Raw genomic sequence first — 23,131 nt, forward strand, 5'->3', positions numbered from 1 at the left:
GCTGCCGGACGAGGTCGTGCGCGGTGCCGGAGATCGCCTGGGGGAAGCCGGCGCTAACGGCCGTCAGTACGTGCTGTGAGGTCTTCGTCCGTGACGGGCCGAAGCACACGGCAGGGAGCTCCGACCGCGACGGTCATGGGGGGAATGCTGCGGCTGACGACGCTGCCGGCGCCGATGACCGCTCCGTATCCGATGCGGACGCCCGGCAGGACCACCGCATTGCTGCCGATCCAGACCTTGTCCTCGATCACAATCGGTTCCGAGAACCGCCCGAAGTCCACGCGCCGCGAAGGATGCACCGGATGACCCGTCGTAGAGAGGGTCACGCTGGGCGCGATCATGACGCCATCACCGATACGGATGTCCACGTCGTCGACGAACGTGAGGTTCACGTTCCCGAAGAAGTCGTCACCGATGTAGACGTTGCTGCCGAATCCTGCGTGGAACGGCGGCAGCAGCACTGTGCGCTCTCCCACCGCCCCGAAGATCGCCATGAGCAGCGACCGCCGTCTTTCCGTTTCGCTCGGCGGCGTGTGGTTGTACTCGAAGATCTGCTCGGTGCGGCGGCGCGGGGCTTGGAACGCGGCTTCCGACTCGGTATAGACAAGCCCTCTGCTGATCCGGGCCAGAACTTCTTCCTCATGACCTTGCGACACGGCAGCGCACTCCATCGGATCAAGCCACTCAAGCACAGACGCGCCACGCTCCCCATCGACCGCGCACGCTCAAAGCCTATGCGCACTGCGCCGAGACCAGAAGGATCTTCCGGCCTCACATCGCCTTCTTCATCCGCTACTTGCTCCGAGCCAGGTGCGCAACGCGGTCGTCAGAGCTGCGGTGTCAGGGGCCTGTTCCGGCGACGCGGCCCAGGCGACGACGCCGTCGGGGCGGATGAGGGCCGCCGACAGATCATCGCGGTCGATACCCGTGGTCTCCACGACCGTGAGGCGCTCTCGCCACTCGGCCGCCGCCGCGAGAACCGGGCCGTCGCCCGGGGCGAGGAGCAGCGTCCCGCCGTCCGTAGCGATCCGGCTGAGCAGTTCGGTCCGTGAACCGCCGCCGCCGTCGGCCGAGTTGGCTGTGAGTTTCAGGTCGGGGCAGTGCTGGCCCAGCAGGGGATGAGGGTCTTTGGTGGCGTACGGAAGGGCGTACCGCGTCCCGAGGCCGGTCAGCATCCGGCCGAAGTGCCGGTTGACCTCAGGGATGTCCATGAGGTCGGACACGATGTCCCGCAGGGCATCGGTATGCGCACCCGGCCGCAGCAGCGCCGACTGGGCCCGCGTGTTGTGCAGTACGGCGGCTCCGGCCGGATGCCGTTCACGGGTGTAGCTGTCCAGTAGCCCCTCCGGCGCCTCACCCCGCACCTCGGCCGCCAGCTTCCAGCCGAGGTTGACGGCGTCCAGCAGTCCCAGGTTCAGGCCTTGACCCCCGTTGGGCGAGTGGACGTGGGCGGCGTCGCCTGCGAGCAGAACCCGCCCCTGACGGTAGGTGGCGGCCTGGCGGGCGTGGTCAGTGAAGCGCAGGGAGGGGCCGATCGAGGTGACGGTCACCTCGGTGCCTGAGACTCGCCGCAGGCTGGCCTGCAACTCCTCACGGGTCACCGGCGCCTCACGGTCGGCCGGCACGTCCGCGGCATCGAACTCGAAGGTGCCGACCCTGCCCGGAGAGTGGAAGAGCGTGCCGGTCGGGGTCCGGCCCGAAGGTGGCAGGACGCCCGGGTCGGCGATCTCCGCCTCCGCCTGACGGGCCGTCATGATGGGGCCCGTGCCGGGGAAGTTGAATCCGGCCAGCTTACGGACGGTGCTCCTGCCGCCGTCGCAGCCCACCAGGTAGGCGGCGCTGAAGCGCCGCTCCCCTTCGGGCGTGCGGGCGGTCACGGTGACGCCGTGGTCGTCCTGGACTATCGCGGTCACGGTGTGGGCGCGGTGCACCGGGACGCCGAGACCGGCGGCGTACTCACCGAGAACGGCCTCCAGATCCGGCTGCCAGATCAGCACGCCTTGGCGGTCGGGCTCCTCCTGGAGTGCGAGGTCGACCTTGTGAATCCACGCGAAGTGCCCCCTCTCGCTGCCATGGTCGCGGGCCTTGTCGGCACTGCCCCGCGAATGGTGGGCGGCGATGCGCTCACCCAGGCCCCGGCGCCGGAGCGCCTCGGCGGCCGGCGGACCCACCCCCCGGGCCTTGCGCCGGCTCGAAGGCACCGCAAGCCGGTCCAGGAGCAGGGAAGAGGCCCCGGCCAGGCGTAGTTCGGCACCGAGCATCAGGCCTACCGGCCCGGCCCCGACGACGATCACATCTGTGGTCATTATCTGCCCTCCTTAACAAGTTAAGGTCATTCGCAGCGTGCCTTTAACTTGTTAAGCTGTCAAGCGGCAAAAGGAAGGCGGACGCATGGCGATCACCAAAAGCGAGGCGGCCCGGACGGCGCTGCGGCTACTGGACGCGCACGGCCTGGACAAGCTCACCGTGCGCCGGGTCGCCTCCGAGCTCGGCGTCCAGGCACCGGCTCTCTACTGGCACTTCGACGGCAAGCGCGCCCTGCTCGATCACATGACGGACGCGCTGCTCGCCCCGGCCGCCGCCGCCCTGGACCGCCCGGCCGCCGCCCAGCCCTGGTGGGAATGGCTGGAGCAGGTACTCGACCGGCTCCGGGGCGCACTGCTCGCCCATCGGGACGGCGCGCGGGTAGCCTCCGGCGCCGATCTGAGGCAGGCGGTCGCGCTCGGGGCGTTCGTCGAGCGCATCACCCAGGTTCTGCACGAGGCGGGCTTCGGTCTTGGCGATGCCTCCCGCGCCGCTGGAGCGCTCGTGCACTTCGTGATCGGGCGGGCCGTCGAGGAACAGTCCAGGCCGGACCCGGCGGCCGAGCTGGACACGGCCTCCGCCCCCGACTTCCCGTTCCCGGTCCTCGCCGGCGCCCTGCGCGAGCGCCACGCGGCCGGCAGCACCCCAGACGACGACTTCCGCTACAGCCTGACCATCATGCTGACCGGCCTGCGCGCCATGCACGACCACTGACCGTGGATGCGTACCGGCCGGAAGACCGCCACCCTCAAGCTTCCGTTATATGGCGTACCGCGGTTGTGCCTGCCCCGGGGACAGCGGATTCTGTAGAGATGGACGGGGCTGATGTGGCGCCATGACTGCATGGAACGCGGAACAGAGTGCCGACTTTCGTGGCCCCCTCGACGTCACCAGGGCAGCCACGGCGATCGTCGACGCCCAGGACACGGTCATCGCATGGAGCGCCGCAGCGGAGCGGCTCCTCGGTTACCGGTCGCAGGACATCGTCGGCCGCCCCCTCGCCACGTTCCTGTTGCCACCCCGCCCGGCGCCCCCTCTGCTCCCCCACCCGCCCGAGTCCCGGGGAAACGAGATGCGCGTCGCCCGGCACCGGGACGGGCATGAACTGATCATCGCCATGGCGGTGTGCCCCTTGACGGGGGCCGACACGGCGATGCGCGTTCTCGTCGCGACGGAGCTGAAGGATCTCCGGCTGTGGGAATCCCGGCTGGCCCTGTTGCACGGGCTGGCCACCCAGTCGCCTGTCGGCCTGGCCATCTACGACACCGATCTGCGCCTGGCCTGGTGCAATACGGCGTACGAACTGGAGATGGGCCGGCCGTTCGCCGAGTTCCGCGGCTCTCGGGCCGATCAGCTGTACTCCGAGGGACGTTTCGTGAGCAAGGGGCATCCGCCCACTCTCGACACGGTCATGCAGCACGTCCTGGATACCGGCGAACCCTTCCTGGACCTGCACTTCCAGGGCCGGCCGCCCAGCGACCCCGAAACGGACCATCTCTGGTCCTGCGCCTACTACCGGCTCCAGGACGCGGACGGACACGTATTCGGAGTGTGCGAGGACGCCTTCGACATCTCCGATCGCTACAAGGCCCAGCGTCGTCTCGCCCTGCTCGTCGAGGCGGGCCGCGGGATCGGAACCGCCCTCGATGTGCTGGCCACGGCGGAGAAGATCACCGAGGTGGCGGTACCGGAGTTCGCCACCACGGTCACGGTCGATCTCGCGAAGGCGGTACTGGAGGGCGAGGTGCCGGCCAGCAGCGACTCGCGGTCGATGTCCCTCGTACGGGTCGCCCGCTGCTCGGACCAGGACGCCGGTCAGGAGCAGCCGGAACAGCGCTCTCCCTGCCCGCCCCTCGAAGACCACCCACCCGTGGAGTACCCGTCCGGATCGCCGCAGGACCGCAGCCTCGCCTCGGGCGGGCTCGTGCTCGACGACACGGCCCTGGTCGTGCCGCTGCGGGTCGGGAACAGCCTGCTGGGACTCGTCACCTTCGTACGCGGCACCGATTCGGCCACCTTCGACGGCGGCGAAGTGGCGCTGGCCGACGAGCTGGTCGCCCGGACGGCTGTATCCATCGACAACGCCCGCCGTTTCACCCGTGAGCGCACTGCCTCCCTGGCCCTCCAGCGCCAGTTGCTGCCGCAGCAGGTGCCTGAGCAGTCAGCGGTCGACCTGGCCTACCGCTATCTGCCCACGGACGATGTGACAGGGGTGGGTGGTGACTGGTTCGACGTCATCCCGCTGTCCGGGACCCGGGTCGGACTCGTGGTCGGGGACGTGGTCGGCCACGGTCTGCAGGCAGCCGCCACCATGGGACGGCTGCGTACGACCGTGCGCGCCTTCGCCCAGATGGACATGGATCCCGTCGAGTTGCTCTCACGGCTCGACGATCTGGTGGCGCAGCCGACGGAGGAGCAGTGGGGCGAGCCGGGGACGCCAGGTGGCACCTACTCCGACGTGACCACCGGGGCGACCTGCCTCTACGCGGTCTACGACCCGGTCTCGCGGCGCTGCGTCATGGCCAGGGCCGGGCACCTGCCGCCGGCGGTCGTCGATCCGGACGGCAGGCTGTCCTTCCCGGACCTGCCGGCCGGCCCGCCCCTGGGCCTCGGCGGCCTGCCGTTCGAGTCCCTGGAGATCGAGCTGCCGGTGGGCAGCCTGCTGGCGCTCTTCACCGACGGTCTGGTCGAGGCCCGCGACCGCGACATCGACCACGGACTCGACACCTTGGGACGTGTGCTCAGCGACCGGGACGCCTCGCTCGAAGAGCTGTGCGACCGGGCCGTGGCGGAACTCCTGCCGGGCGGTTCGACGGCCGACGACACCGCCCTGCTCCTCGTCCGTACCCGCGAACTCGACACGTCACAGGTCGCCGAATGGGAGCTGCCCGCGGAACCGGTCGCCGTGGGCCGCGCCCGGGAGTTGGCCACCCAGCAGCTGCACCGCTGGGGCCTTGAGGAGCTGTCGTTCACGACCGAGCTCGTCGTCAGCGAACTGGTGACCAACGTGGTCAGATACGCCGAAGGACCGGTCCAAGTACGCCTCATCCGTGACCGCACCCTCCTGTGCGAGGTCGCGGACCGGGGCCACACCTCACCGCATCTGCGCCACAGCGGCGAGGACGACGAGGGCGGGCGCGGCCTGTTCATCGTCGCGCAGCTCGTCCAGAGGTGGGGAACGCGCTACACCCAGTCCGGCAAGACCATCTGGACCGAACAGGCCTTCCCCACGGCGGGATGAAACGGCCGGGCGCATCACGCGGACTCCGTCTCCAGGGGGAAGTGACACAGGGCCGTGTGGGGTTCGGTCCCGTCCGCCGTGTTCCGGGAGACGACCGGCGGCGTCTCGCTCGCGCACAGGTCTTCGGCGCGCCAGCATCGGGTCCGGAAGCGACACCCGGAGGGGATGTCGAACGGAGAGGGGATCTCTCCCTGGAGCTGGATCTCCGGAGGGCTTGAGTCGCGGGCCGTGTTCAGGACGGGAGCCGCCGACATCAGCGCGGCCGTGTAGGGGTGTTGGGGACGTTCGAAGACCCCCTCCGTCTCCCCTTGTTCGATGACCTTGCCCAGGTACATCACCGTCACCCGGTCGGAGATGTAGCGCACCACGGACAGGTCGTGGGAGATGAACACGTAGGTGACGCCGAGCTGCGTACGCAGGTCCGAGAGTACGTTCAGGACCTGGGCCTGCACCGACAGGTCGAGGGCCGAGACCGGCTCGTCGCAGACGATGAGGTCGGGGTCCAGGGCCAACGCGCGTGCGATGCCGATGCGTTGGCGCTGGCCGCCGGAGAACTCGTTGGGGTAGCGGTGGGCGTCGCTCTCGCGGAGGCCTACCAGGGACAGCAGTTCGCGGGTTCGTTTCTCCTGGGCCTTCGCGCCCGGCACGACGTCCCGGTGGGTGCGCCAGGGTTCGCCGATCAGGTCGGCGGCCGACATGCGTGCGTTGAGCGAGGCGAAGGGGTCCTGGAAGACCATCTGGACACGGCGTCGCCAGGCCAGCAACTCCTTGCCGCGCAGGGCGAAGGGGTCGATCCCGTCGAACCGTACGGTGCCCGCGTCCGGCCGCTCCAGACCGAGCAGTACGCGGGCCAGGGTGGACTTGCCGCAGCCCGACTCGCCGACGAGACCGAGGGTCTGTCCTCGCCCGATGCGTACGTCCACGCCGTCGAGGGCGGTCAGCCGGCGCCGACCTCTGCCGAAGGTCTTGGTGACCCCGCGGACTTCGAGGAGCGGTGGGTCTTCCTGCGGACCCTCCGCTCGCGTCCCGGTGGTGGCGGTGGTGGCGCGGGACTCAGACACGGTCGAGCTCCTCGGAGAAGTGGCAGGCGGCCATGCGGCCATCGCCCGTCGTACGCAGGGACGGCCGCTCCTGGACGCAGCGCTCCCGCACCAGCGGACAACGGGCTTGGAAGACACAGCCGGAAGGCACCGCGCTCAGCTCGGGCGGGCTGCCGGGGACGGCGGGCAACGGCCGCCCGCGCACGCTGTCCTCGGGAACCGAGTCGAGCAGCCCCCGGGTGTAGGGGTGGCGGGGCGCGGAGAAGACGTCGTGCACCGGTCCGTTCTCCACGACCGTGCCCGCGTACATCACGACCACCTCGTCGGCGCGTTGGGCGACCACGGCCAGGTCGTGGGTGATCAGGACGAGGGCCATGTCCCCTTCGTCCTGGAGGTCCCGCAGCAGCCGCATGATCTGTGCCTGCACGGTCACGTCGAGGGCGGTGGTGGGCTCGTCGGCGATGAGCACGTCGGGGGCGAGTGCGACGGCCATCGCGATCAGCAGCCGCTGCCTCATGCCGCCGGAGAACTGGTGGGGGTAGGACCGGGCCCGCTCCCTGGGCTCGGGGATGCCCACCCGCGTCATCAACTCGATCGCCTTCTCCCGGGCCTGACTTCGAGAGAGTCCGCGATGGATGCGGAAGGGTTCGCCGAGCTGTCTGCCGACCGGCTGCACCGGGTTGAGGGCGGTCAGCGCGTCCTGGAAGACGATCGAAAGGACGGGTCCCGCCAGCTTGCGGCGTTCCGCGGCGCTCATACGGAGGGTGTCGTCGCCCCTCACCCGGACAGCGCCGCCGGTCACGGAGGCCGCGGGGTCGAGCAGTCCGACCACGGAGAGCGCGGTCATCGACTTGCCGCAGCCCGACTCCCCCAGGAGGGCGAGGGTACGGCCGCGCCGGACGCTGAAGCTCACGCCGTCCACGGCGCGTACCGTCCCGGAGGGTGTGCTCAAGTCCACGCACAGGCCTTCGACTTCGAGGGCCGGGGTATCGGTGCCGGACGGAGCGGGGCTTGTGGTGGTCGTCACGGGATCATCTCCGGAGGTACGGCGGCCGAGACGGCACGGCGCTTCTTGGGCAGCGTCAGGCGCCAGCGCTGGGCGGGGTCGGTGGCGATGCGGGCCCAGGCGGCGAGCACCGTGGCGGACACCGTGGTGAGCACGATGGCCAGTCCGGGCAGCACGGTGATCCACCAGGCGGTCTGCAGGTACTGCCGCCCCTGGGCGACCATCAGCCCCCAGCTCACGTCCGGGGGCTGAATCCCGATGCCCAGGAAGCTCAGTGACGATTCGGTGAGCATCACGAAACAGAAGTCGAGGGTGGCGACCGTCAGAAGTGTCGGCAGGGCGATCGGCAGGATGTGACGGTAGATGATCATCCGGCTGGGTGTGCCGAAGGTACGGGCCGCGTCGACGAACAGCCGGCTCCGCAGCTCCGCCGCCTCCGCCCGCGCGGTGCGCAGATATACGGGGATGCGGGCCACGGCCAGGATCAGCACGATGTTGGTGGCGCTGGGCGAGAAGACGTACAAGACGACCACGGCGATGAGGAGTGAGGGAAAGCTGAGGATCACGTCGGCGATCCGCATGGCCACGCTCTCGCGGCGCCCGCCGTGGTAGCCGGCCCACAGCCCGAGGACCGAGCCGATCGCCAGCGAGCACAGCACCGCGGGAACGGCCACGGACAGCGTCGTGGCGGCGGCGTCGATCAGCCGGGCCACGATGCTGCGACCGAGGACGTCGGTGCCGAGCAGCCCGTACACCCCGTCGCTCAGCGACGGCGGGCGGAGGGAGGCGTCCAGGTTCTGCAGTTGGGCGCGGTCGCCTATGAACAGCCGGCCGAAGACGGCCACGAGGGCGACCACGGCGAGGACGACGGCTGCGACGGCCGCGGCCCGGTCCCGGCCGAGCATCAGCCACCAGCTCGGCTTCCGGTTGCGTTCGGAGGGGGCGCTTTCCGCGACGGGGGTCTCTTCTCGGGGCATGGTGCTTCCTTCGCTCACGCGGGCACCGCCTGACGCACGCGGGGGTCGGTCAGGGCGTGGCAGACGTCGACGAGGATGTTCAGGGCGAAGATCGTCACAGCGGTCAGGAGTACGGCTGCCTGCAGCACCGCGAAGTCGCGCTGGAGGATGGAGTCGATCATGAGCTTGCCGATGCCGGGCCAGCCGAAGATCGTCTCGACGATCACCGCGCCGTTGACCAGACCCACCGCCAGGTCACCGGCGACGGTCAGTACCGGTGTCACCGCGTTGCGCAGGGCGTGTCCGAAGACCACCCGCTTGGGCGTGGCGCCCTTGCTCCGGGCGATCTTGACGTAGGGCGCGGAGAGCGCGGTGACCATGCTGCCGCGGACCACCTGGACGAGCACGCCGAACGGGCGGATCAGCAGGGTCGCGATGGGCAGCACCCAGACCTCGGGGCCGCCGAGCGTTCCCGAGGTCGGCAGCAGCCCGAGGCTCACGCCGAAGACCAGTACGCCCATGATGGCGAACCAGAAGTCGGGGATGCTGGCGGCCGTCATGGAGAGAAGGCTGGCGATCCTGTCGATCAGGGAGTTGGGGCGGTAGGCGGCCAGGCTGCCGACGAGCACCGCTCCCGTGATCGCCAGGAGCATGGTCACACCGGCGAGTTGAAGGGTGACGGGAAAGGCGTCGGTCACCATCGAGCTCGCGGACTGCCCGGTCCGCAGCGAGGTACCGAAGTCGAAGTGCAGGGCGTCGACCAGGTAGTTCCACAACTGTGCCGGGATCGCCCGGTCGAAGCCCTGTGCGGCGGAGAAGTCCGCTCGTTGCTCGGGGGTGGCGCTGAGGGGGAGGTAGAGGTCGACCGGGTTGCCGGTCATGCGTGCCAGGAAGAACACGCCGAGGATCACGCAGACCAGGGGTATGGCACTGGAGATGATGCGCTTGCGCAGGAAGGGGACCATGTCAGTGCTTCGCCGCCTTGGTCGGGCTGACCTCGGCCAGCCGCAGTTCGTCCCCGGTGGCGGAGTTCGGCTTGTACCGGATCGACGGTGACAGGCCGAGCAGTCCGCTCATGTGGGCGATGTGGGTGTACTGGACGACGGAGTCGTTCTGCTCCGCGAGCCGCTCGGCGAAGGCCTTCTGGCGCTTCTCGCCGGACAGCGCGCCCGCTTCGGCGATGCGCCGGTCGAGGCCCTTGGTGCCGAACGTGGACTGGGGCCCGTCGCTCAGCAGGTACTGGCTGGTGGTGAAGGCCGCGTCACCTGCCTGGTTGCCGTGCATGATCAGCAGGGCGATGGGCCCGACGTTCTTGGGCAACGGCCTTAGCTGGTACTGGAGTTGGGTGGCGGTGTCGGCCATCCGGACCTTGACGTCGAGGCCGATCTGCTCCATCTGGAACTGGAGCGCCTCCGCCGTCTCGGACACCCCGGAGAACATGCCGTTGCGGGCGACCAGGGTGATCTGACGGCCGGTGGGTACGCCGTCGGCCTTCGCCTGTTGGACCAGGGCCCGGGCCTCGGCGACGTTCTGTTCCGTCGGTTTGATCTTCTCGCTGTGTCCCACCACCCCGGGTGGCACCAACTGGCCGGCCGGTTCGGCAAGGCCACCGAGCAGGGCGTCGATGATGCCCTCGCGGTCAACGGCCAGGTCGATCGCGCGGCGTACCCGCAGATCGTCGAGCGGGGCCTCGCGGCCGTCGAGGCGCAGCGCCGTCGTCTCGTTGTTGGGGTAGGCGACCGTGGTGTCCTTCTGCGCCTCCATCGGGTCGAGGGCCACGGCGATTTCCGCCTCGTCCTTGTCGATCATGGCCGCGCGTACGCTGGCATCGGACCGCCAGACGTAGCGGGCGCGTGCGAAGGACGGGGCGTCGCCCCAGTAGTCGCCGAACCGGCTCAGGGAGATGGCCGCTCCGGGCTGCCAGGAGCGGACGGCGTAGGGGCCGGTGCCGATCGGGATGCGCACCTTGGCCTTGGTGTCGGTCGTGCGGGGCACGATCTCCACGAAGCTCAGGCGCAGCGGCAGGATGGGGTCGGGCTTCTCGGTGGTGACGGTCAGTCGGCTGTCGCTCACCGCCTTCACCTTGAGGTCGTCGTTGCCGAAGACGTAGCCCTCGACGTTGCACGCGAGGTCGGAGTTGACCGCCCTGTCGATGGAGAAGGCGGCGTCCTTCGCGGTGAAGGCCGCGCCGTTCTGGAAGGTCACCCCGGAGCGTGTGTCGAAGGCCCAGGTGCGCGCTCCGGTCTTCTTCCAGCCGGTCGCCAGCAAGGGATTCAGCTCACCGGAGGCGGGATCTCGTTCCACCAGGGGCTCGGTGATGTTGGACCGGACGACGACCCCGGTGCCGGTCAGTGACGCCTCGCAGGGTTCCAGGGTCGGCGGTTCCTGGGTGAGCACCACGCGCAGCGTGCGGCCGTCGGCGCTGCCGCTCTCGCCGCCCGCGCTGTTGGCCACGGCGCACCCACTGGCCGGCAGGAGGGCGCCCGCGAGAAGCGTCGCGATCATCGCGCGGGGCCGCCTGCGCCTGGCGCGCTGGGTGGATGGAACGGAGGACTTCATCGTCGCGTGTCTCCGGGGAAGTGCCGATGTGTCGCGTTCTGAGCACAGGGTGCGGGGGCCGGTCACAACAAGCTGTCTACACTTGCGTACTCAGTCCGCATCTGTGAACGTCGAAGCTAATCAGCCACCGCGGCAGCGTCAAGAGATCGCGCATCCCCTTCGACGACGACAGGAGTGTCGCCTTGCCACGCCCCGACCACATCCCCAGCTCCCCCGACACCCCGGGCACCCTGCTCCAGGTGTCCCCGCTGCTCCCCTCCCTGGAGAGCGCTCTTGCCGAGCGCTACCGCACGGTCCGCCTGTCGGAACTCCCCGACCCGGCCGCCTTTCTGCGCGATCACGGGAGTGACGTGGTGGCCGCGGTGACCAGCGCACGGACCGGCGTCAGCGAGGAACTCATGGACGCCCTGCCGAAGTTGGGGGCGATCATCCACTTCGGCGTCGGTTACGAGACCACGAACGTGGCCCGGGCCCGGGCCAGGGGCATCGACGTCAGCAACACCCCCGACGTGCTCACCGACTGCGTGGCCGACCTCGCCGTCGGCGCCCTGATCGACGTCATGCGCCGGATATCGGCAGCCGACCGGTACGTACGCGAGGGGAGTTGGAGCGTCGCGCCCTTCCCGCTCGCCTCCCGGGTGAGCGGGAAGCGGATCGGCATCCTGGGTCTCGGCCGTATCGGCCGGGCCGTCGCACTGCGCCTGGAGGGCTTCGGCGTACAGATCTCGTACTGCTCACGCAGGCCGGTCCCCGACGTGAACTACACCCATCTGCCCACCGCGGAGGCGCTTGCCGAGGCGTGCGACGCGCTCGTCGTCACCGCCGCGGGCGGCAAGGACACCCAAGGCCTCGTCTCGGCGGCGGTGCTGGACGCGCTCGGGCCGCAGGGATACCTGGTCAACGTCGCGCGGGGCAGTGTCGTCGACGAGCCGGCCCTGGTCTCCGCGGTCGAGGCGGGCCGGATCGCGGGCGCGGCACTCGACGTCTTCGCGGACGAACCGAACGTGCCGCGGGCGCTGCTGAAGTCGGGCCGGGTGGTGGTGCTCCCGCACATCGCCAGCGCCACACGGGAGACGCGCGAGGCGATGGGCGATCTGGTCCTGCGCAACGTCCAGCGGTTCATGACCGAGGGATGCCTGCTCACCCCGGTGCCGGAGACCGCCGCCCGCTGAGTCCCGCGAAGTCCTCATGCTGATCGCCGATACGAAGTCGCCCCATTGACACCGGCGTACGCCCACGCATACAACTGTCTACAAATGAGAACGCCGTCTACATATGAGGATGGCAGTATGGCAAGCACCTCCGAACGCATCGTCGACGTCACCGTCACCCCCGTGGCCTTCCGGGACCACCCCCTCCTCAACTCGGTCGGCGTGCACGAGCCCTTCGCGCTCCGCACCATCGTGGAGATCACCACGGAGAGCGGGGTCAGCGGCGTCGGCGAGACCTACGGCGGCACGCTCCACCTGGAGCGGCTGCGCCGAGCCGCCACCGAGCTCGTCGGCATGGAGGTCTGGAGCCTCAACGACCTGATCGCCCGCACCACGCGCGCACTGGGCGCCGACACCACGGGTGGCGACGGGATGGCCGGGATGGTCACCGGCAGCAGCGCCGTGGACCGGGTCATGTCCCCCTTCGACGTCGCATGCCTGGACATCCAGGGCAAGCTCGTGGGCCGGCCGGTCTGCGACCTGCTGGGCGGAGCCGTGCGTCCCTTGGTCCCCTACAGCGCGTACCTCTTCTACAAGTGGGCGGCTCACCCCGGCCAGGAAGACGACGACTGGGGTGGGGCCCTCGACCCGGCGGGCCTGGTCGACCAGGCCCGCCGCATGATCGACCAGTACGGCTTCTCCTCCATCAAGCTCAAGGGCGGCGTCTTCCCGCCGGACGAGGAGATCGCGGCGATCAGAGCGCTGCGGAAGGCCTTTCCGAAGCTGCCACTGCGCCTCGACCCCAACGCCGTCTGGAGCAGGGAGACTTCACTGCGCGTCGCGCACGAGCTGGACGGAGTCCTGCAGTACCTGGAGGACCCGACCGAGGGAATCGAGGCCATGGCGTCCGTGGCCAGGCAGACCTCGACCCCGCTGGCCACCAACATGTGCGTGGTCTCCTTCGACGACCTCGCCCCGGCCGTCGCCCAGGGAGCGGTGGGCATCGTCCTGTCCGACCACCACTTCTGGGGCGGTCTGCGGCGCTGCGGTCAACTCGCCGCGATCTGCGAGACCTTCGGGCTCGGAGTCTCCATGCACTCCAACTCGCATCTGGGCATCAGCCTCGCGGCGATGACCCACCTGGCGGCGGCGACACCCCGTCTGACCTACGCCTGTGACACGCACTGGCCTTGGAAGCGGCCGGACGAGGACGTGGTGGACCCGGCTGTACTGCGGTTCAGCGAGGGCAGTGTCGCCGTACCGACGGCTCCCGGTCTCGGCGTGGAGCTCGACCGGGGCGCGCTCGCCCGGCTGCACCAACAGTTCCTGGACTGCGGGGTGCGGGACCGCGACGACACCGGATACATGCGCCGCTTCGAGCCGTCGTTCACGACCAAGAACCCCCGGTGGTGACCCACTCATGCGCATCATGCTCAACCACCACATCCTGAGCCGGTTCCACGAGCAGCTCAAGGCGCGCACGGAAGGCCAACACACCTGGCTGGAGGCCTGCGGCTGGGACCCTGAACGGATCTCCGCCGCCCTCCCCGACGTCGAGGTCTACGTCGGCACGAAGCTGCGCGCCGAGGACGCCCGGCGAGCCGCGCGGCTACGCCTCGTCCACGTCGTCGGCGCCGGCTACGACGGCATTCCGCTGGACGCGCTCGGCCCCGGGGTAGCGGTGGCCACCACCCACCACCACGGCCGCTCCATCGCCGAGCACGTCCTCATGTCCGCGACCATGCTCTCCCGCGACGTACTCGGCGCCGACCGCGCACTGCGCGACGGTCAGTGGCGCAATGTGGCCGTCGACTCCGAACTCCCCTTCGGCACCACGCTGTTCGGCCGCCGCGTGGGAATCATCGGGTTCGGCGAGACCGGCACCGAGGTCGCCCGGCTGTGCCAGGCGGTCGGCCTGCGGGTGCGGGCCGTGCGGCGTGACCCCTCTGCCCCGGTCCCCGCCGACCTGCGGCCCGACTGGATCGGCGGCAACGACCGGCTGCCCGAACTCCTCGCCGAATCCGACATCGTCGTGGTCACGGTCCCCCTGAGCCCAGCCACCAACGCACTCATCGGCCCCGCCGAACTGGCTGCCATGGGGCCCGAGTCACTCCTGATCAACGTCGCCCGAGGGCCGGTCGTACAGGAAGAAGCGCTCTACGAGGCGCTCCGGGACCGCACCATCCGGGGCGCCGCACTCGACGTGTGGTGGTCCGCCCCGCCGCACGCGCCGAGTCGGCTGCCCTTCCACGACCTGCCGAACGTACTCATGACTCCACACCACTCGGGCCACACCACCGACACCTTCGCGGCGCGCGCGGCGGAGATCGCCGACAACATCGGCCGCCTCGAGCGCGCAGAGCCCCTCCCCCACGTCGTGTCCGTCCGCTCCGCCCCCGCCTCCCCGTCGAAGTGAGGAAACCGTCCATGCTCGAAGGCGTTCTCTTCTTCCCCGTCACCCCGTTCACCGCTACCGGTGACCTCGATCTCGAGGCCCTGCGCCAACACGTCACGGCCGGCGTGGACGCGGGCCCCGGCGGCGTGTTCGTCGCCTGCGGCACCGGCGAGTTCCACGCCCTGGACCGCGAGGAGTTCGCCGCGGTCACCCGTACCGCCGTCGAAGCCACAGCGGGACGCGTTCCGGTGTATGCCGGGGTGGGCGGCGCCCTGGGCCTGGCCCGGCAGTTCGCCCGGTCCGCGGCAGAGGCGGGCGCGGACGGCCTGCTGCTCATGCCCCCGTACCTGGTCGAGTCGCCCGCCGATGGACTTGTCGCCTACGTCGATGCCGTCGCCCGGGAGACCGACCTGCCGGTCATCGTCTACAACCGGGCGAACGCCCGCTTCGACGAACGCTCGGCAGCGGCGGTCGCCCAACTGCCCACCGTGGTCGGCCTGAAGGACGGCACCGGGGACCTCGACCTGGTGGCCCGCATCGTGCCCGCCGTGCGTGAGGCCCTCGGCGCGTCCGGCAAAGGCTTCCAGTTCTTCAACGGCATGCCCACGGCGGAAGCGAGCCAGCCGGCCTACCGGGCTCTGGGCGTCAAGCTGTACTCCTCGGCCGCCTTCGCGTTCGCACCCGACGTCTCTCTCGCCTTCCACCGCGCGATCGAGGAGGCGGACCACCACCGGATCGACGCGCTTCAGCGCACTTTCTTCCACCCCTTGGTCCGGCTGCGCCAACGCGTCCCGGGGTACGCGGTAGGTCTGGTCAAGGCAGGGGTGACCCTGTCGGGCGTCAAGGCCGGCCCGGTCCGCCCGCCGCTCACGTCCCTCACGGAGCCGGAGACGGAGAAGCTCGCCGCCATCATCGCCGAGGGGCGGGCTGTGCTCGCTTCTTGAGCTTGCGGCGATGGCGCTGAGCAGCACACTGAGCGCCTCACACCCGGCGCTGTCGCCGAAGGGTCGGTGGACTACTCGTGGTCGGCGCAGAGTTGGGCGGTGAGGGCCGCGCAGGCCCACTCTTCCCAGGCCTCGGGGGACCAGCCCCGGTTGCGGACAAAGACCAGATACAGCTCCGGGCTGAGCAACCCGTACAGCAGGTCCGCGGCACGGGCGGTGTCGACGTCGGGGCGAGCGTCGGGCTTGGAGGTCAGTGCCTTCGCCGCGGCATGCTGGACGGTGTAGCGCGGGTCGGGGCCCGCGGGCCACTGAGCGGCGATCTCCGCGTCCGTGGCCGCCGCAGCCGCGATCAGCGGCACCATCGGGGCGACACGGCCGAGGATGTCGCGTACGCCCCGCACGTGGGCGCGCAACTGCCCGGCCGCGGTGGGCTCGGCGCACGCGGCGCGGAACCAGTCCCGGTCCATCGTGGCGATCGGCTCGGTGTCGCCCGCGATGGACGTGTCTACGACGTCCTTGAACAGCGCGCGCTTGTTACGGAACACGAAGTACACGGTCTGAACAGCCACACCCGCGCGATCCGCAACCTCCTGAAGGCTTGTCGCGCCGTACCCCTGCGCGACGAACAGGTCGCGCGCCGCCGCGACGATCTTCTCGCGGGTGAGCCGTGAGCGCTCGGCCCGTTTGTCGGGGCGCTTGACGTTCTGTCCGTCGGATCCCTTGACCACATCCATGCCAGGAGTCTATCTCTAGAGTCAGCCACTAGAGATGAACTCTAGTTCGTTGGAGGGGTAGCGATGAGTGAGACTCGGACGACTGTGGAGCTCGATCAAGAGGCTGCTGTGCGCCGGGAGTTGGAGGACTTCTACCGGGAGGGCAAACCGCCGTGGGACTGTGGCATCACGCCGCCCGAGCTCGTGGCCCTGGTAGAGGGGCCCGGCGCGCTGATGCCGGGCCGGGCCCTCGAACTCGGCTGCGGCACCGGGACCAATGCGGTGTACCTGGCCCGGCACGGCTGGCGGGTGGCGGCCGTCGACCTGGTCGACCGCGCGGTCCGGCAGGCGAGGGAGAAGGCCGCCGCGGGCGGGGCGGACGTCACGGTGCTGTGCGGGGACGCCACCCGACTCGACGAAGTGGGCGTGCCCGGCCCGTACGACCTGTTCTTCGACCTGAGCTGTTACTGCGGTATTCCACCGCACCGCCGCGACGCCTACGCGGCCGGTCTCACGAAGCGTGCCGCCCCCGGTGCACGACTGCTGATGTTCGGCTACGGCCCTGAGGCATTCGACGACCCGATCTCCGGCGTCACCGCGGACGAACTCGGCGCCAGGTTCGCCGGGTGGCGGCTGACCGACGTGACGCCCGGCACGAACCCGGTCCCGACGTTCTGGTTCACGCTGCACCGCGTCGCCGCCACGGCATGAGCGTGAAAGCCGACCGGCTCCCGGCGCTTCGCCAGTAGCGCGATGGCCTCCGTTTGGCCGAGTGCGTCAGAACCACAGGCGGGAGTGGTCGTTTCGCAGGGCATGAAGATCTCGAAACGCACCCTTGCCGCACTGGCCCTGACCAGCGCGGTACTCGCACTCCCCGCCCCCGTGCACGCGGCCCCAGCCCCGGCCCCGGCCAACAGCGTGACCGTGAACCGCACCGGCACGATCGCGCCCGACGGCACCGTCACGCTCTCCGGCACCTACCGCTGTCTGTCCGATGGCACCCCCGGCCCGGTGTTCGTCAGCAGCGCCCTCGTGAAGGGCTACACGTCCACCGGGGTCGGCGGCACCCTCGCGGTCTGCGACGGGCAGGTCCGCGAGTGGACCAACACCAGCCGTGGCACGAACACGCAGTACAAGCCGGGCGAGGTCACCGTGCGTGCGCACCTGATGAAGCTGGCCACCAAGTCCGGCCTGCCTCTGCCGCAGCCGCTCGCCCAAGAGGAGGCACAGGTCAAACTGCACTGACGGAGTGCAGCACGCTCTGTTCTCCGAGCGCCGTAGCTGACCCGACGGGGTCAGCTACGGCGCTTGACCGCCTCCATGGCGGAGAGCTCGCAGCCGATCGCTTCGCACACACGGTTCACCGCCTCCTGGCCACCGCCCCAGTCCGCGGGCAGCCGCTCGCGGAGGGTCCGCTCGAGCAACTCCGGGTCCGCCGAAGGGACGTGTACCGCGTCGGGCACGGGATCGGGGAGACGGCGCCAGGGCTCGGGCAGGGCGCCTTCGACCAAAATCAGCGTCCCCGGTTGCGAGTTGCCCGTTTCTGGTACGACTGCCGGGCTGGGCCCGCGCAGACGAAGCACCGCCTTTCCGGTCGGCTCGATCTTCTCCGAGAACCAGACGTCGTCGACGCCGGCGTCCGCGACCGCGCTCTGCACCCTCGCCACGGCGTCAAGTTGGCTCTGTGTTTCCTCGCCGCTCCGCAGTGCCAGATTCCAGCTGCCCCGGCCAATACGTCCCGCCACACGGGCGGGCTCGGCAGCTGGGACTTCCAGTTGAAAGAGAGTCACTCTCTGAAATCCGAAGGCAATTCCCAAGATGCGATATTTCTAAGGGAGTTGCTGAGGCGTCATATTCCGAAGCCAGTCCCGGAGCAGAGTCAACGCTTCTCGGACACAGGCCGGGAGCTTGCACGCAGCCACGCATGGCCGGGGCGACATCGATGACGGAGTGCCCCTTTTGACATGAAAAGTAACACCCGAACTACGTCCGGTTCGCACCATAAGGTCGCTTACGCCCGTCATTAGTGCTGCACGTAATGGTCCGCCCGTATTGCTACCACTCGTGCGAAATGAAACGCTCTGCTATTCGGCGAACAGCGTTCACGTTGCTCCCTGTTCAGTGAAACGGGTCACACCGATGAACCCCCGGCCCCTAGATCCGGTCGACGCGCTTCCATTCCGGACAAAGAAAGTTGAGCCTTTCGATCAAGAAGGGCATGAGGCCTCGTCACATTCCCCATTCGAATTCTTGCCTTGTTTCGTCCGGGCTTTCTCGCTTAACGTCACCGTCAATCCGGATGGAACGCCGAATCCTGCCGCTGTCCGGAAGCCGTCCCCCACCCACTCACTTACGTACGGCAGGAGCGGGGAACCCAGGTAAGCCGCCGATCCGGATTCCGGAACGGCTCGGGGTGAAGTCGCATTCACAGTGCGACCGGACATCTCCCGTCCGAACCCGACAGCTCACCTCGCAGGCGACGGAGAGGAATTCTTCATGCCCGCAAAGGGAAAGCACCGCCGCCCCAAGTCCAGCTCGCTCACCCGGGGCATCGCCGCCGTAGGCACGGGCGGAGCCGTGCTCGTCCTCCCGGTGCTCGGCGCGACCGGCGCCGAGGCGGCGCAGGCCGGCACGGCCGCCAAGCCTGCCGCGGCCCCCAAGACCTACGTCGTCGCCGCGGGTGACTCCCTCGCCAAGATCGCCCGAGAGCACTCCATCGACGGCGGCTGGAAGAAGCTGTACCAGGACAATCGGAGCGCTCTCGGCGGCGACCCGAAGCTGATCCACCCCGGTCTGAAGCTCACCCTCGGCGCGGAAGGCCCGGCCGCCTCCAAGGCGTCCGCCGAGCGTGCCGACCGCTCCTCGCGCGACAACGCGGCCGCCGCCGAGCCCGCCGTTGCCCCGGCGAAGAAGTCGTACACCAACGACCTCGACGGCTGGATCAAGGAGTCGCTCGACATCATGGCCCAGCACGGCATCCCCGGCTCCTACGAGGGCATCCACCGCAACATCATGCGCGAGTCCTCCGGCAACCCGCTGGCCATCAACAACTGGGACGTCAACGCTGCCGCGGGAACCCCGTCCAAGGGACTCCTGCAGGTCATCGCCCCCACGTTCGACGCCTACCACGTGCCCGGCACCTCGACGGACAGCTTCGACCCGGTCGCCAACATCACGGCCGCCTGCAACTACGCGGCCGACCGCTACGGCTCGATGGACAACGTCAACGGCCCGTACTAGGCCTTTCTCCGAGGTCTCCGGTAGTGATGGTCGTCCTGGCCGACGACATCACCTACCGGAGACCAGCTCGGCCAGTTGGGTTCGGTCGGCTGCGTGAGGCGGCTTGTCTCACGGCCGTGGTTCGACGGTAGGCGGGCCTACCACCCCACCACCCGCGCGCCGGCCATGCGCGCCCAGGTCCACGCTGAGCAGCGCTGACACCCGGGGCGGCCGTCGCCTTTCTCTCAGCCCCGGTGCCTTCCGTCGCGCGGTCCAGCGCCACGCAACAGCGTGTCGACGATGCGCGTGGCCAGCGCGTCCGGGTCCTGCGCCCGCGGGTCGTCCGAGGCACCGGGCCCGTGCAGGGCCTCGCCGATGAGGGCGTAATAGACCCGCCGCGTCCACTCGAGGTCCGCGGCCGGATCGAGGAACCCCTCGCGCTGCGCCCGGGCCAGGAAGGCCAGAGACCGGGCGTTGATCTCCGACCAGACCTCCTTGGCCATGCGGTTCTGTGCCAGGGGGCTGCCGAGCGTGAACTGCCACGCGCCTTTGACCCGCAGCGTGTTCGCGGTGGCGCGGTGCAGCGCGACGAGCGGTGGAGCGGATTCCAGGTGGGCGTCATCGATCGCTTCGGTGAGCTGCTGCTTCGCGGAGGCGGCCAGTGCCTCGACGAGGGCCTGGCGGTTCGCGAACCGCCGGTGCACCGTCGTCCTGGCCAGGCCGGCAGCCTCGGCGATCTGTTCCATCGACGCACCAGGATCCTCGGCGAACACCCTCTCGGCCGCCTCCAGGATCGCGCGCACACTGCGTTCGGCATCGGCTCGCAGTGCTCGCACCATGGCATCCCCCTTTCCGTTCATCTTTCCGTTCATCGACCCCTGTCCCCAAAGAAGATACCCCTGAGCTGCAGATCCGGCATAAACAGCGACAGTCGAGTTGCAGTTATCGCTGGAACGGATACCCTGAAGATGCGGTTACTCGCAAGCGTGATCAAACTTCAGGAGTACATGATGGTGACAAAACGCCCGGTAGCGCTCGTGACAGGCGCGTCCTCCGGCATCGGAGAAGCCACTGCCCTCGCGCTCGTCGAAGCAGGTTTCGAGGTGATCGGAACCAGCCGGAACACTTCGAAGGTCGCCCCGCGCAAGGGCGTGACCTTCCTCGACCTCGACGTGACCAGCGATGCCTCGGTCACCACGCTGGTCCAACAGGTCATCGATCGGTTCGGCCGGATCGACGTGCTGGTCAACAACGCCGGCATCGGCTCGTCCGGCGCCGCCGAGGAAAGCTCCCTGGCACAGCACCAGCGCGTCTTCGACATCAACGTCTTCGGCGTCATCCGCATGATGCGGGCCGTCCTGCCCCATATGCGCGCCCAGGGCCGTGGCCGCGTCATCAACCTCTCGTCGATCTACGGACTCATCCCCCAGCCCTTCATGGCCACTTACATCGCGTCCAAGCACGCGGTCGAGGGGTACTCCGAATCCGTGGACCATGAGGTCCGCGAGCACGGGGTCAGGGTCCTGCTCGTCGAACCCGGCGGTACCAACACCGCGTTCGAGGGCAATCTCGTACAGCCCGACACCCCCCTGCCCGCCTACGCGGAGCAGCGGCGCGTCGTCGACCGAGTGGTCGCCGGGTCGGTCACGGGGGGCGACGCTCCCACCGTCGTCGCCCAGGCCATCGTCACGGCGGCCACCGCCCGCAAGCCGAAGCTGCGCGCCACCGCCGGGCCGTTCGCCCGGCGCATCAGTCTGCTGCGGCGTATCGCTCCCGCCCGGGTCTTCGACCAGCAGATCCGCAAGTTCAACAAACTGGAGCGGTGACAGCCCTGGAGCCCCCGAAGGGCGATCGAGGCCTTCAGGGGCGCGCGCTGGGACAAGCCCGCCTGCAAGTTTCCTCACCGCGCGGCGGCGAGCGCCGCGTCGGTGTCGGCGGACGCCAAGTCGGCGTTCATGTGCGCGCCCGCCTGAGCGCCGGCCGCGGCCGATGCGCCGACCTGGGCCGCCAGGTCCGTGGCGTTGCCCGCCACCCGGACGCCCGGCACCTGAGTGGTGCCGGCCATGCCGGTGGCGAAGTGGCGGCCCATGCCGTTCGGCAGGTCCTGCATCGGCAGGTGCAGACCCTCCAGGCCCTCGGTGCGGGCCTGCATGGTGGTCGCCACCGCGAGGATCCGGCGGGCGACGGTCTGTCCGCCTTCCAGGCGTACGCCTTCGATGTCCCCGTCCCCTGTGGGTTCGACCGAGGCCACCGGCCCGTCCACGACCCGGATGCCGCGAGCGGCGAATCGCGCCCGGGTCTCCGCGTCCAGGTCGGTGTTCCGGGTGAAGTAGACCAAGTCGTCGGTCAACTGGCGGAACAGCATCGCGTGGTGGATGGAGGCCGGGCCCACGGCCAGGACGCCGATGGGCTCGTCGCGCACCTCCCAGCCGTGGCAGTACGGGCAGTGCACCACCCCATGTCCCCAGTGCCGGGCAAGCCCGGGGATGTCCGGCAGGACGTCCCGCAGGCCTGTGGCCACCAGCAGACGGCGCGCGTGCAGCGTGCCGCCTTCGGCCAGGGTGACGGTGAAGCGCTGGTCTCCCTCAGGGGACGGGTCGGCCGGAGCTGCGGCGATCACCTCGCCGGTCACCACTGTCCCTCCGTAGCGGCGCACTTCTCGGCGGCCGGTGCGCAGCAGTTCGGCGGGGGGCGTGCCGTCGAGGCCGAGCAGGCCGTGCACGCCCTTGGCAGGGGCGTTGCGCGGGGTGCCGCTGTCGATCACGACGACCGAGCGGCGGGAGCGGGCGAGCATGAGTGCGCCGTTCAGGCCGGCGGCACCGCCGCCGACCACGACGGCGTCGACCGTCTCACCGGGTGCGGGCAAACGGTCGGTGGATTCGGTAGTCGTCACAGACATGGGTGGACCTTTCCTCGCGGTGAGCAAGCAGGCCCCGGCGGGGCCTTACATCTGCACGCTAAGCACTCTTTGCGCCATCGGCATACGATGTTGCCTATGACGCAAGACGATGGTGACCTCGACAGCCTCGTACGCAAGCGGATCCGCGCCCTTCGGGTGGCGCAGGGCTGGTCCCTCGACGAACTTGCCACCCGCGCTCGGCTCAGCCCTTCCACGCTCAGCCGCATCGAGAACGGCCGACGCCGTCTCGCCCTGGACCAGCTCGTCACTCTGGCCCGCGCCCTGGACACCACGCTCGATCAGCTGGTGGAGACCGCCACCGACGACGTCATCTCCAGCCCGACGATCGACGCGGCCCATGGGCTGATGCGGTGGCCCATCCGCGCGGACCCCGGCATGACGGTCGTACGCCAGCGCATGACGAACCCGCCGCCCGACAACCCCTCACGCATGCGCGCCCACCCGGGCCGTGAATGGCTCGTCGTCCTGTCCGGCACCGCGGTCCTGCTGCTCGGCAACCGGCGCTTTCGCGTGGAGACCAACCAGGCCGCCGAGTTCCCCACGATGCTCCCGCACGCCATCGGCGCCGACGGCGGACCCTGCGAGATCCTGGGGATCTTCGACCGCGACGCCCGCCGCGGCCACCAGCGCGGTCAGGACACCGCCGACGCGGAGGGCCCGCCCCGGTGACCAAGTGCCGTCCC

22 protein-coding genes and 1 riboswitch are annotated in these 23,131 nt (G+C 69.6%); of the genes, 11 read left to right on the forward strand and 11 right to left on the reverse strand.

The window, feature by feature from the left end; genetic code table 11:
- Positions 1-53: 53 nt before the first annotated feature.
- Together ACGFX9_RS33370 and ACGFX9_RS33375 are read right to left on the reverse strand one after the other, a co-directional pair.
- Entirely contained in the window at positions 54-671 is a 618-nt protein-coding gene (locus ACGFX9_RS33370) for a sugar O-acetyltransferase (RefSeq protein WP_393481946.1), read from the reverse strand.
- 114 nt (positions 672-785) lie between these two features.
- A complete protein-coding gene (locus ACGFX9_RS33375; protein ID WP_393481826.1) occupies positions 786-2,306 on the reverse strand; it encodes an FAD-dependent monooxygenase in 1,521 nt (506 codons plus the stop codon).
- A gap of 85 nt (positions 2,307-2,391) precedes the next feature.
- Between ACGFX9_RS33375 and ACGFX9_RS33380 the strand changes: the two genes are divergently transcribed.
- A complete protein-coding gene (locus ACGFX9_RS33380) occupies positions 2,392-3,018 on the forward strand; it encodes a TetR/AcrR family transcriptional regulator C-terminal domain-containing protein (RefSeq protein WP_393481829.1) in 627 nt (208 codons plus the stop codon).
- Between the two features lie 121 nt (positions 3,019-3,139).
- Entirely contained in the window at positions 3,140-5,545 is a 2,406-nt protein-coding gene (locus ACGFX9_RS33385; RefSeq protein ID WP_393481832.1) for a SpoIIE family protein phosphatase, read from the forward strand.
- Between the two features lie 14 nt (positions 5,546-5,559).
- On the opposite strand, the gene ACGFX9_RS33390 is transcribed toward ACGFX9_RS33385, so the two are convergent.
- From ACGFX9_RS33390 to ACGFX9_RS33410, 5 genes are read right to left on the reverse strand one after another with little or no spacing between them, the layout of a single operon-like run.
- On the reverse strand, positions 5,560-6,606 hold the full coding sequence (locus tag ACGFX9_RS33390; protein WP_393481836.1) for an ABC transporter ATP-binding protein: 1,047 nt from the start codon (positions 6,604-6,606) through the stop codon (positions 5,560-5,562).
- Positions 6,599-7,612 carry an ABC transporter ATP-binding protein gene (locus ACGFX9_RS33395; RefSeq protein WP_393481839.1) on the reverse strand — a complete coding sequence of 338 codons (1,014 nt, stop codon included), beginning with the start codon at positions 7,610-7,612 and terminating at the stop codon, positions 6,599-6,601. Before ACGFX9_RS33395 ends, ACGFX9_RS33390 begins: the two co-directional genes overlap by 8 nt.
- A complete protein-coding gene (locus ACGFX9_RS33400; RefSeq protein WP_393481841.1) occupies positions 7,609-8,568 on the reverse strand; it encodes an ABC transporter permease in 960 nt (319 codons plus the stop codon). Before ACGFX9_RS33400 ends, ACGFX9_RS33395 begins: the two co-directional genes overlap by 4 nt.
- 14 nt (positions 8,569-8,582) lie before the next feature.
- Positions 8,583-9,512, reverse strand: a complete 930-nt coding sequence (locus ACGFX9_RS33405) for an ABC transporter permease (RefSeq protein ID WP_393481843.1) — start codon at positions 9,510-9,512, stop codon at positions 8,583-8,585.
- Between the two features lies 1 nt (position 9,513).
- On the reverse strand, positions 9,514-11,052 hold the full coding sequence (locus ACGFX9_RS33410) for an ABC transporter substrate-binding protein (protein ID WP_393481846.1): 1,539 nt from the start codon (positions 11,050-11,052) through the stop codon (positions 9,514-9,516).
- A 236-nt stretch (positions 11,053-11,288) separates the two neighbouring features.
- Between ACGFX9_RS33410 and ACGFX9_RS33415 the strand changes: the two genes are divergently transcribed.
- The 4 genes from ACGFX9_RS33415 (at position 11,289) to ACGFX9_RS33430 (ending at position 15,596) form a co-directional block, all read left to right on the forward strand.
- Positions 11,289-12,278, forward strand: a complete 990-nt coding sequence (locus tag ACGFX9_RS33415; protein WP_393481849.1) for a 2-hydroxyacid dehydrogenase — start codon at positions 11,289-11,291, stop codon at positions 12,276-12,278.
- Between the two features lie 117 nt (positions 12,279-12,395).
- The gene (locus tag ACGFX9_RS33420) at positions 12,396-13,670 is read left to right on the forward strand and encodes a glucarate dehydratase family protein (protein WP_393481852.1); all 1,275 of its coding nucleotides are present in this window, start codon (positions 12,396-12,398) and stop codon (positions 13,668-13,670) included.
- Between the two features lie 7 nt (positions 13,671-13,677).
- On the forward strand, positions 13,678-14,673 hold the full coding sequence (locus tag ACGFX9_RS33425; RefSeq protein WP_393481855.1) for a 2-hydroxyacid dehydrogenase: 996 nt from the start codon (positions 13,678-13,680) through the stop codon (positions 14,671-14,673).
- A gap of 11 nt (positions 14,674-14,684) precedes the next feature.
- A complete protein-coding gene (locus ACGFX9_RS33430) occupies positions 14,685-15,596 on the forward strand; it encodes a 5-dehydro-4-deoxyglucarate dehydratase (RefSeq protein WP_393481858.1) in 912 nt (303 codons plus the stop codon).
- Between the two features lie 71 nt (positions 15,597-15,667).
- Here ACGFX9_RS33430 and ACGFX9_RS33435 read toward each other — a convergent pair whose 3' ends face one another.
- Positions 15,668-16,330 carry a TetR/AcrR family transcriptional regulator gene (locus ACGFX9_RS33435; protein WP_393481861.1) on the reverse strand — a complete coding sequence of 221 codons (663 nt, stop codon included), beginning with the start codon at positions 16,328-16,330 and terminating at the stop codon, positions 15,668-15,670.
- 63 nt (positions 16,331-16,393) lie between these two features.
- Here ACGFX9_RS33435 and ACGFX9_RS33440 point away from each other — a divergent pair, with 63 nt between their 5' ends.
- Entirely contained in the window at positions 16,394-17,020 is a 627-nt protein-coding gene (locus ACGFX9_RS33440) for a class I SAM-dependent methyltransferase (protein WP_393481864.1), read from the forward strand.
- A gap of 102 nt (positions 17,021-17,122) precedes the next feature.
- Positions 17,123-17,554 carry a DUF6299 family protein gene (locus ACGFX9_RS33445; RefSeq protein WP_393481866.1) on the forward strand — a complete coding sequence of 144 codons (432 nt, stop codon included), beginning with the start codon at positions 17,123-17,125 and terminating at the stop codon, positions 17,552-17,554.
- A 50-nt stretch (positions 17,555-17,604) separates the two neighbouring features.
- On the opposite strand, the gene ACGFX9_RS33450 is transcribed toward ACGFX9_RS33445, so the two are convergent.
- Positions 17,605-17,976, reverse strand: coding sequence for a hypothetical protein (locus ACGFX9_RS33450; protein ID WP_393481869.1), 372 nt, complete (start codon positions 17,974-17,976; stop codon positions 17,605-17,607).
- A gap of 628 nt (positions 17,977-18,604) precedes the next feature.
- A riboswitch (cyclic di-AMP (ydaO/yuaA leader) is annotated at positions 18,605-18,801 on the forward strand.
- 4 nt (positions 18,802-18,805) lie between these two features.
- On the opposite strand from ACGFX9_RS33450, the gene ACGFX9_RS33455 reads away from it, so the two are divergent.
- On the forward strand, positions 18,806-19,549 hold the full coding sequence (locus tag ACGFX9_RS33455) for a transglycosylase SLT domain-containing protein (RefSeq protein WP_393481872.1): 744 nt from the start codon (positions 18,806-18,808) through the stop codon (positions 19,547-19,549).
- Between the two features lie 224 nt (positions 19,550-19,773).
- Here ACGFX9_RS33455 and ACGFX9_RS33460 read toward each other — a convergent pair whose 3' ends face one another.
- Positions 19,774-20,367: a TetR/AcrR family transcriptional regulator gene (locus ACGFX9_RS33460; protein ID WP_393481875.1), complete on the reverse strand. Its 594-nt coding sequence runs from the start codon at positions 20,365-20,367 to the stop codon at positions 19,774-19,776.
- Between the two features lie 171 nt (positions 20,368-20,538).
- Here ACGFX9_RS33460 and ACGFX9_RS33465 point away from each other — a divergent pair, with 171 nt between their 5' ends.
- Entirely contained in the window at positions 20,539-21,354 is an 816-nt protein-coding gene (locus tag ACGFX9_RS33465) for an oxidoreductase (protein WP_393481949.1), read from the forward strand.
- A gap of 74 nt (positions 21,355-21,428) precedes the next feature.
- Here ACGFX9_RS33465 and ACGFX9_RS33470 read toward each other — a convergent pair whose 3' ends face one another.
- Positions 21,429-22,427: an NAD(P)/FAD-dependent oxidoreductase gene (locus ACGFX9_RS33470; protein ID WP_393481878.1), complete on the reverse strand. Its 999-nt coding sequence runs from the start codon at positions 22,425-22,427 to the stop codon at positions 21,429-21,431.
- Between the two features lie 87 nt (positions 22,428-22,514).
- Here ACGFX9_RS33470 and ACGFX9_RS33475 point away from each other — a divergent pair, with 87 nt between their 5' ends.
- Positions 22,515-23,117, forward strand: coding sequence for a helix-turn-helix domain-containing protein (locus ACGFX9_RS33475; protein WP_393481881.1), 603 nt, complete (start codon positions 22,515-22,517; stop codon positions 23,115-23,117).
- Positions 23,118-23,131 lie beyond the last annotated feature (14 nt).

Source organism: Streptomyces sp. NPDC048436 (assembly GCF_043200355.1).
Classification (GTDB): domain Bacteria; phylum Actinomycetota; class Actinomycetes; order Streptomycetales; family Streptomycetaceae; genus Streptomyces.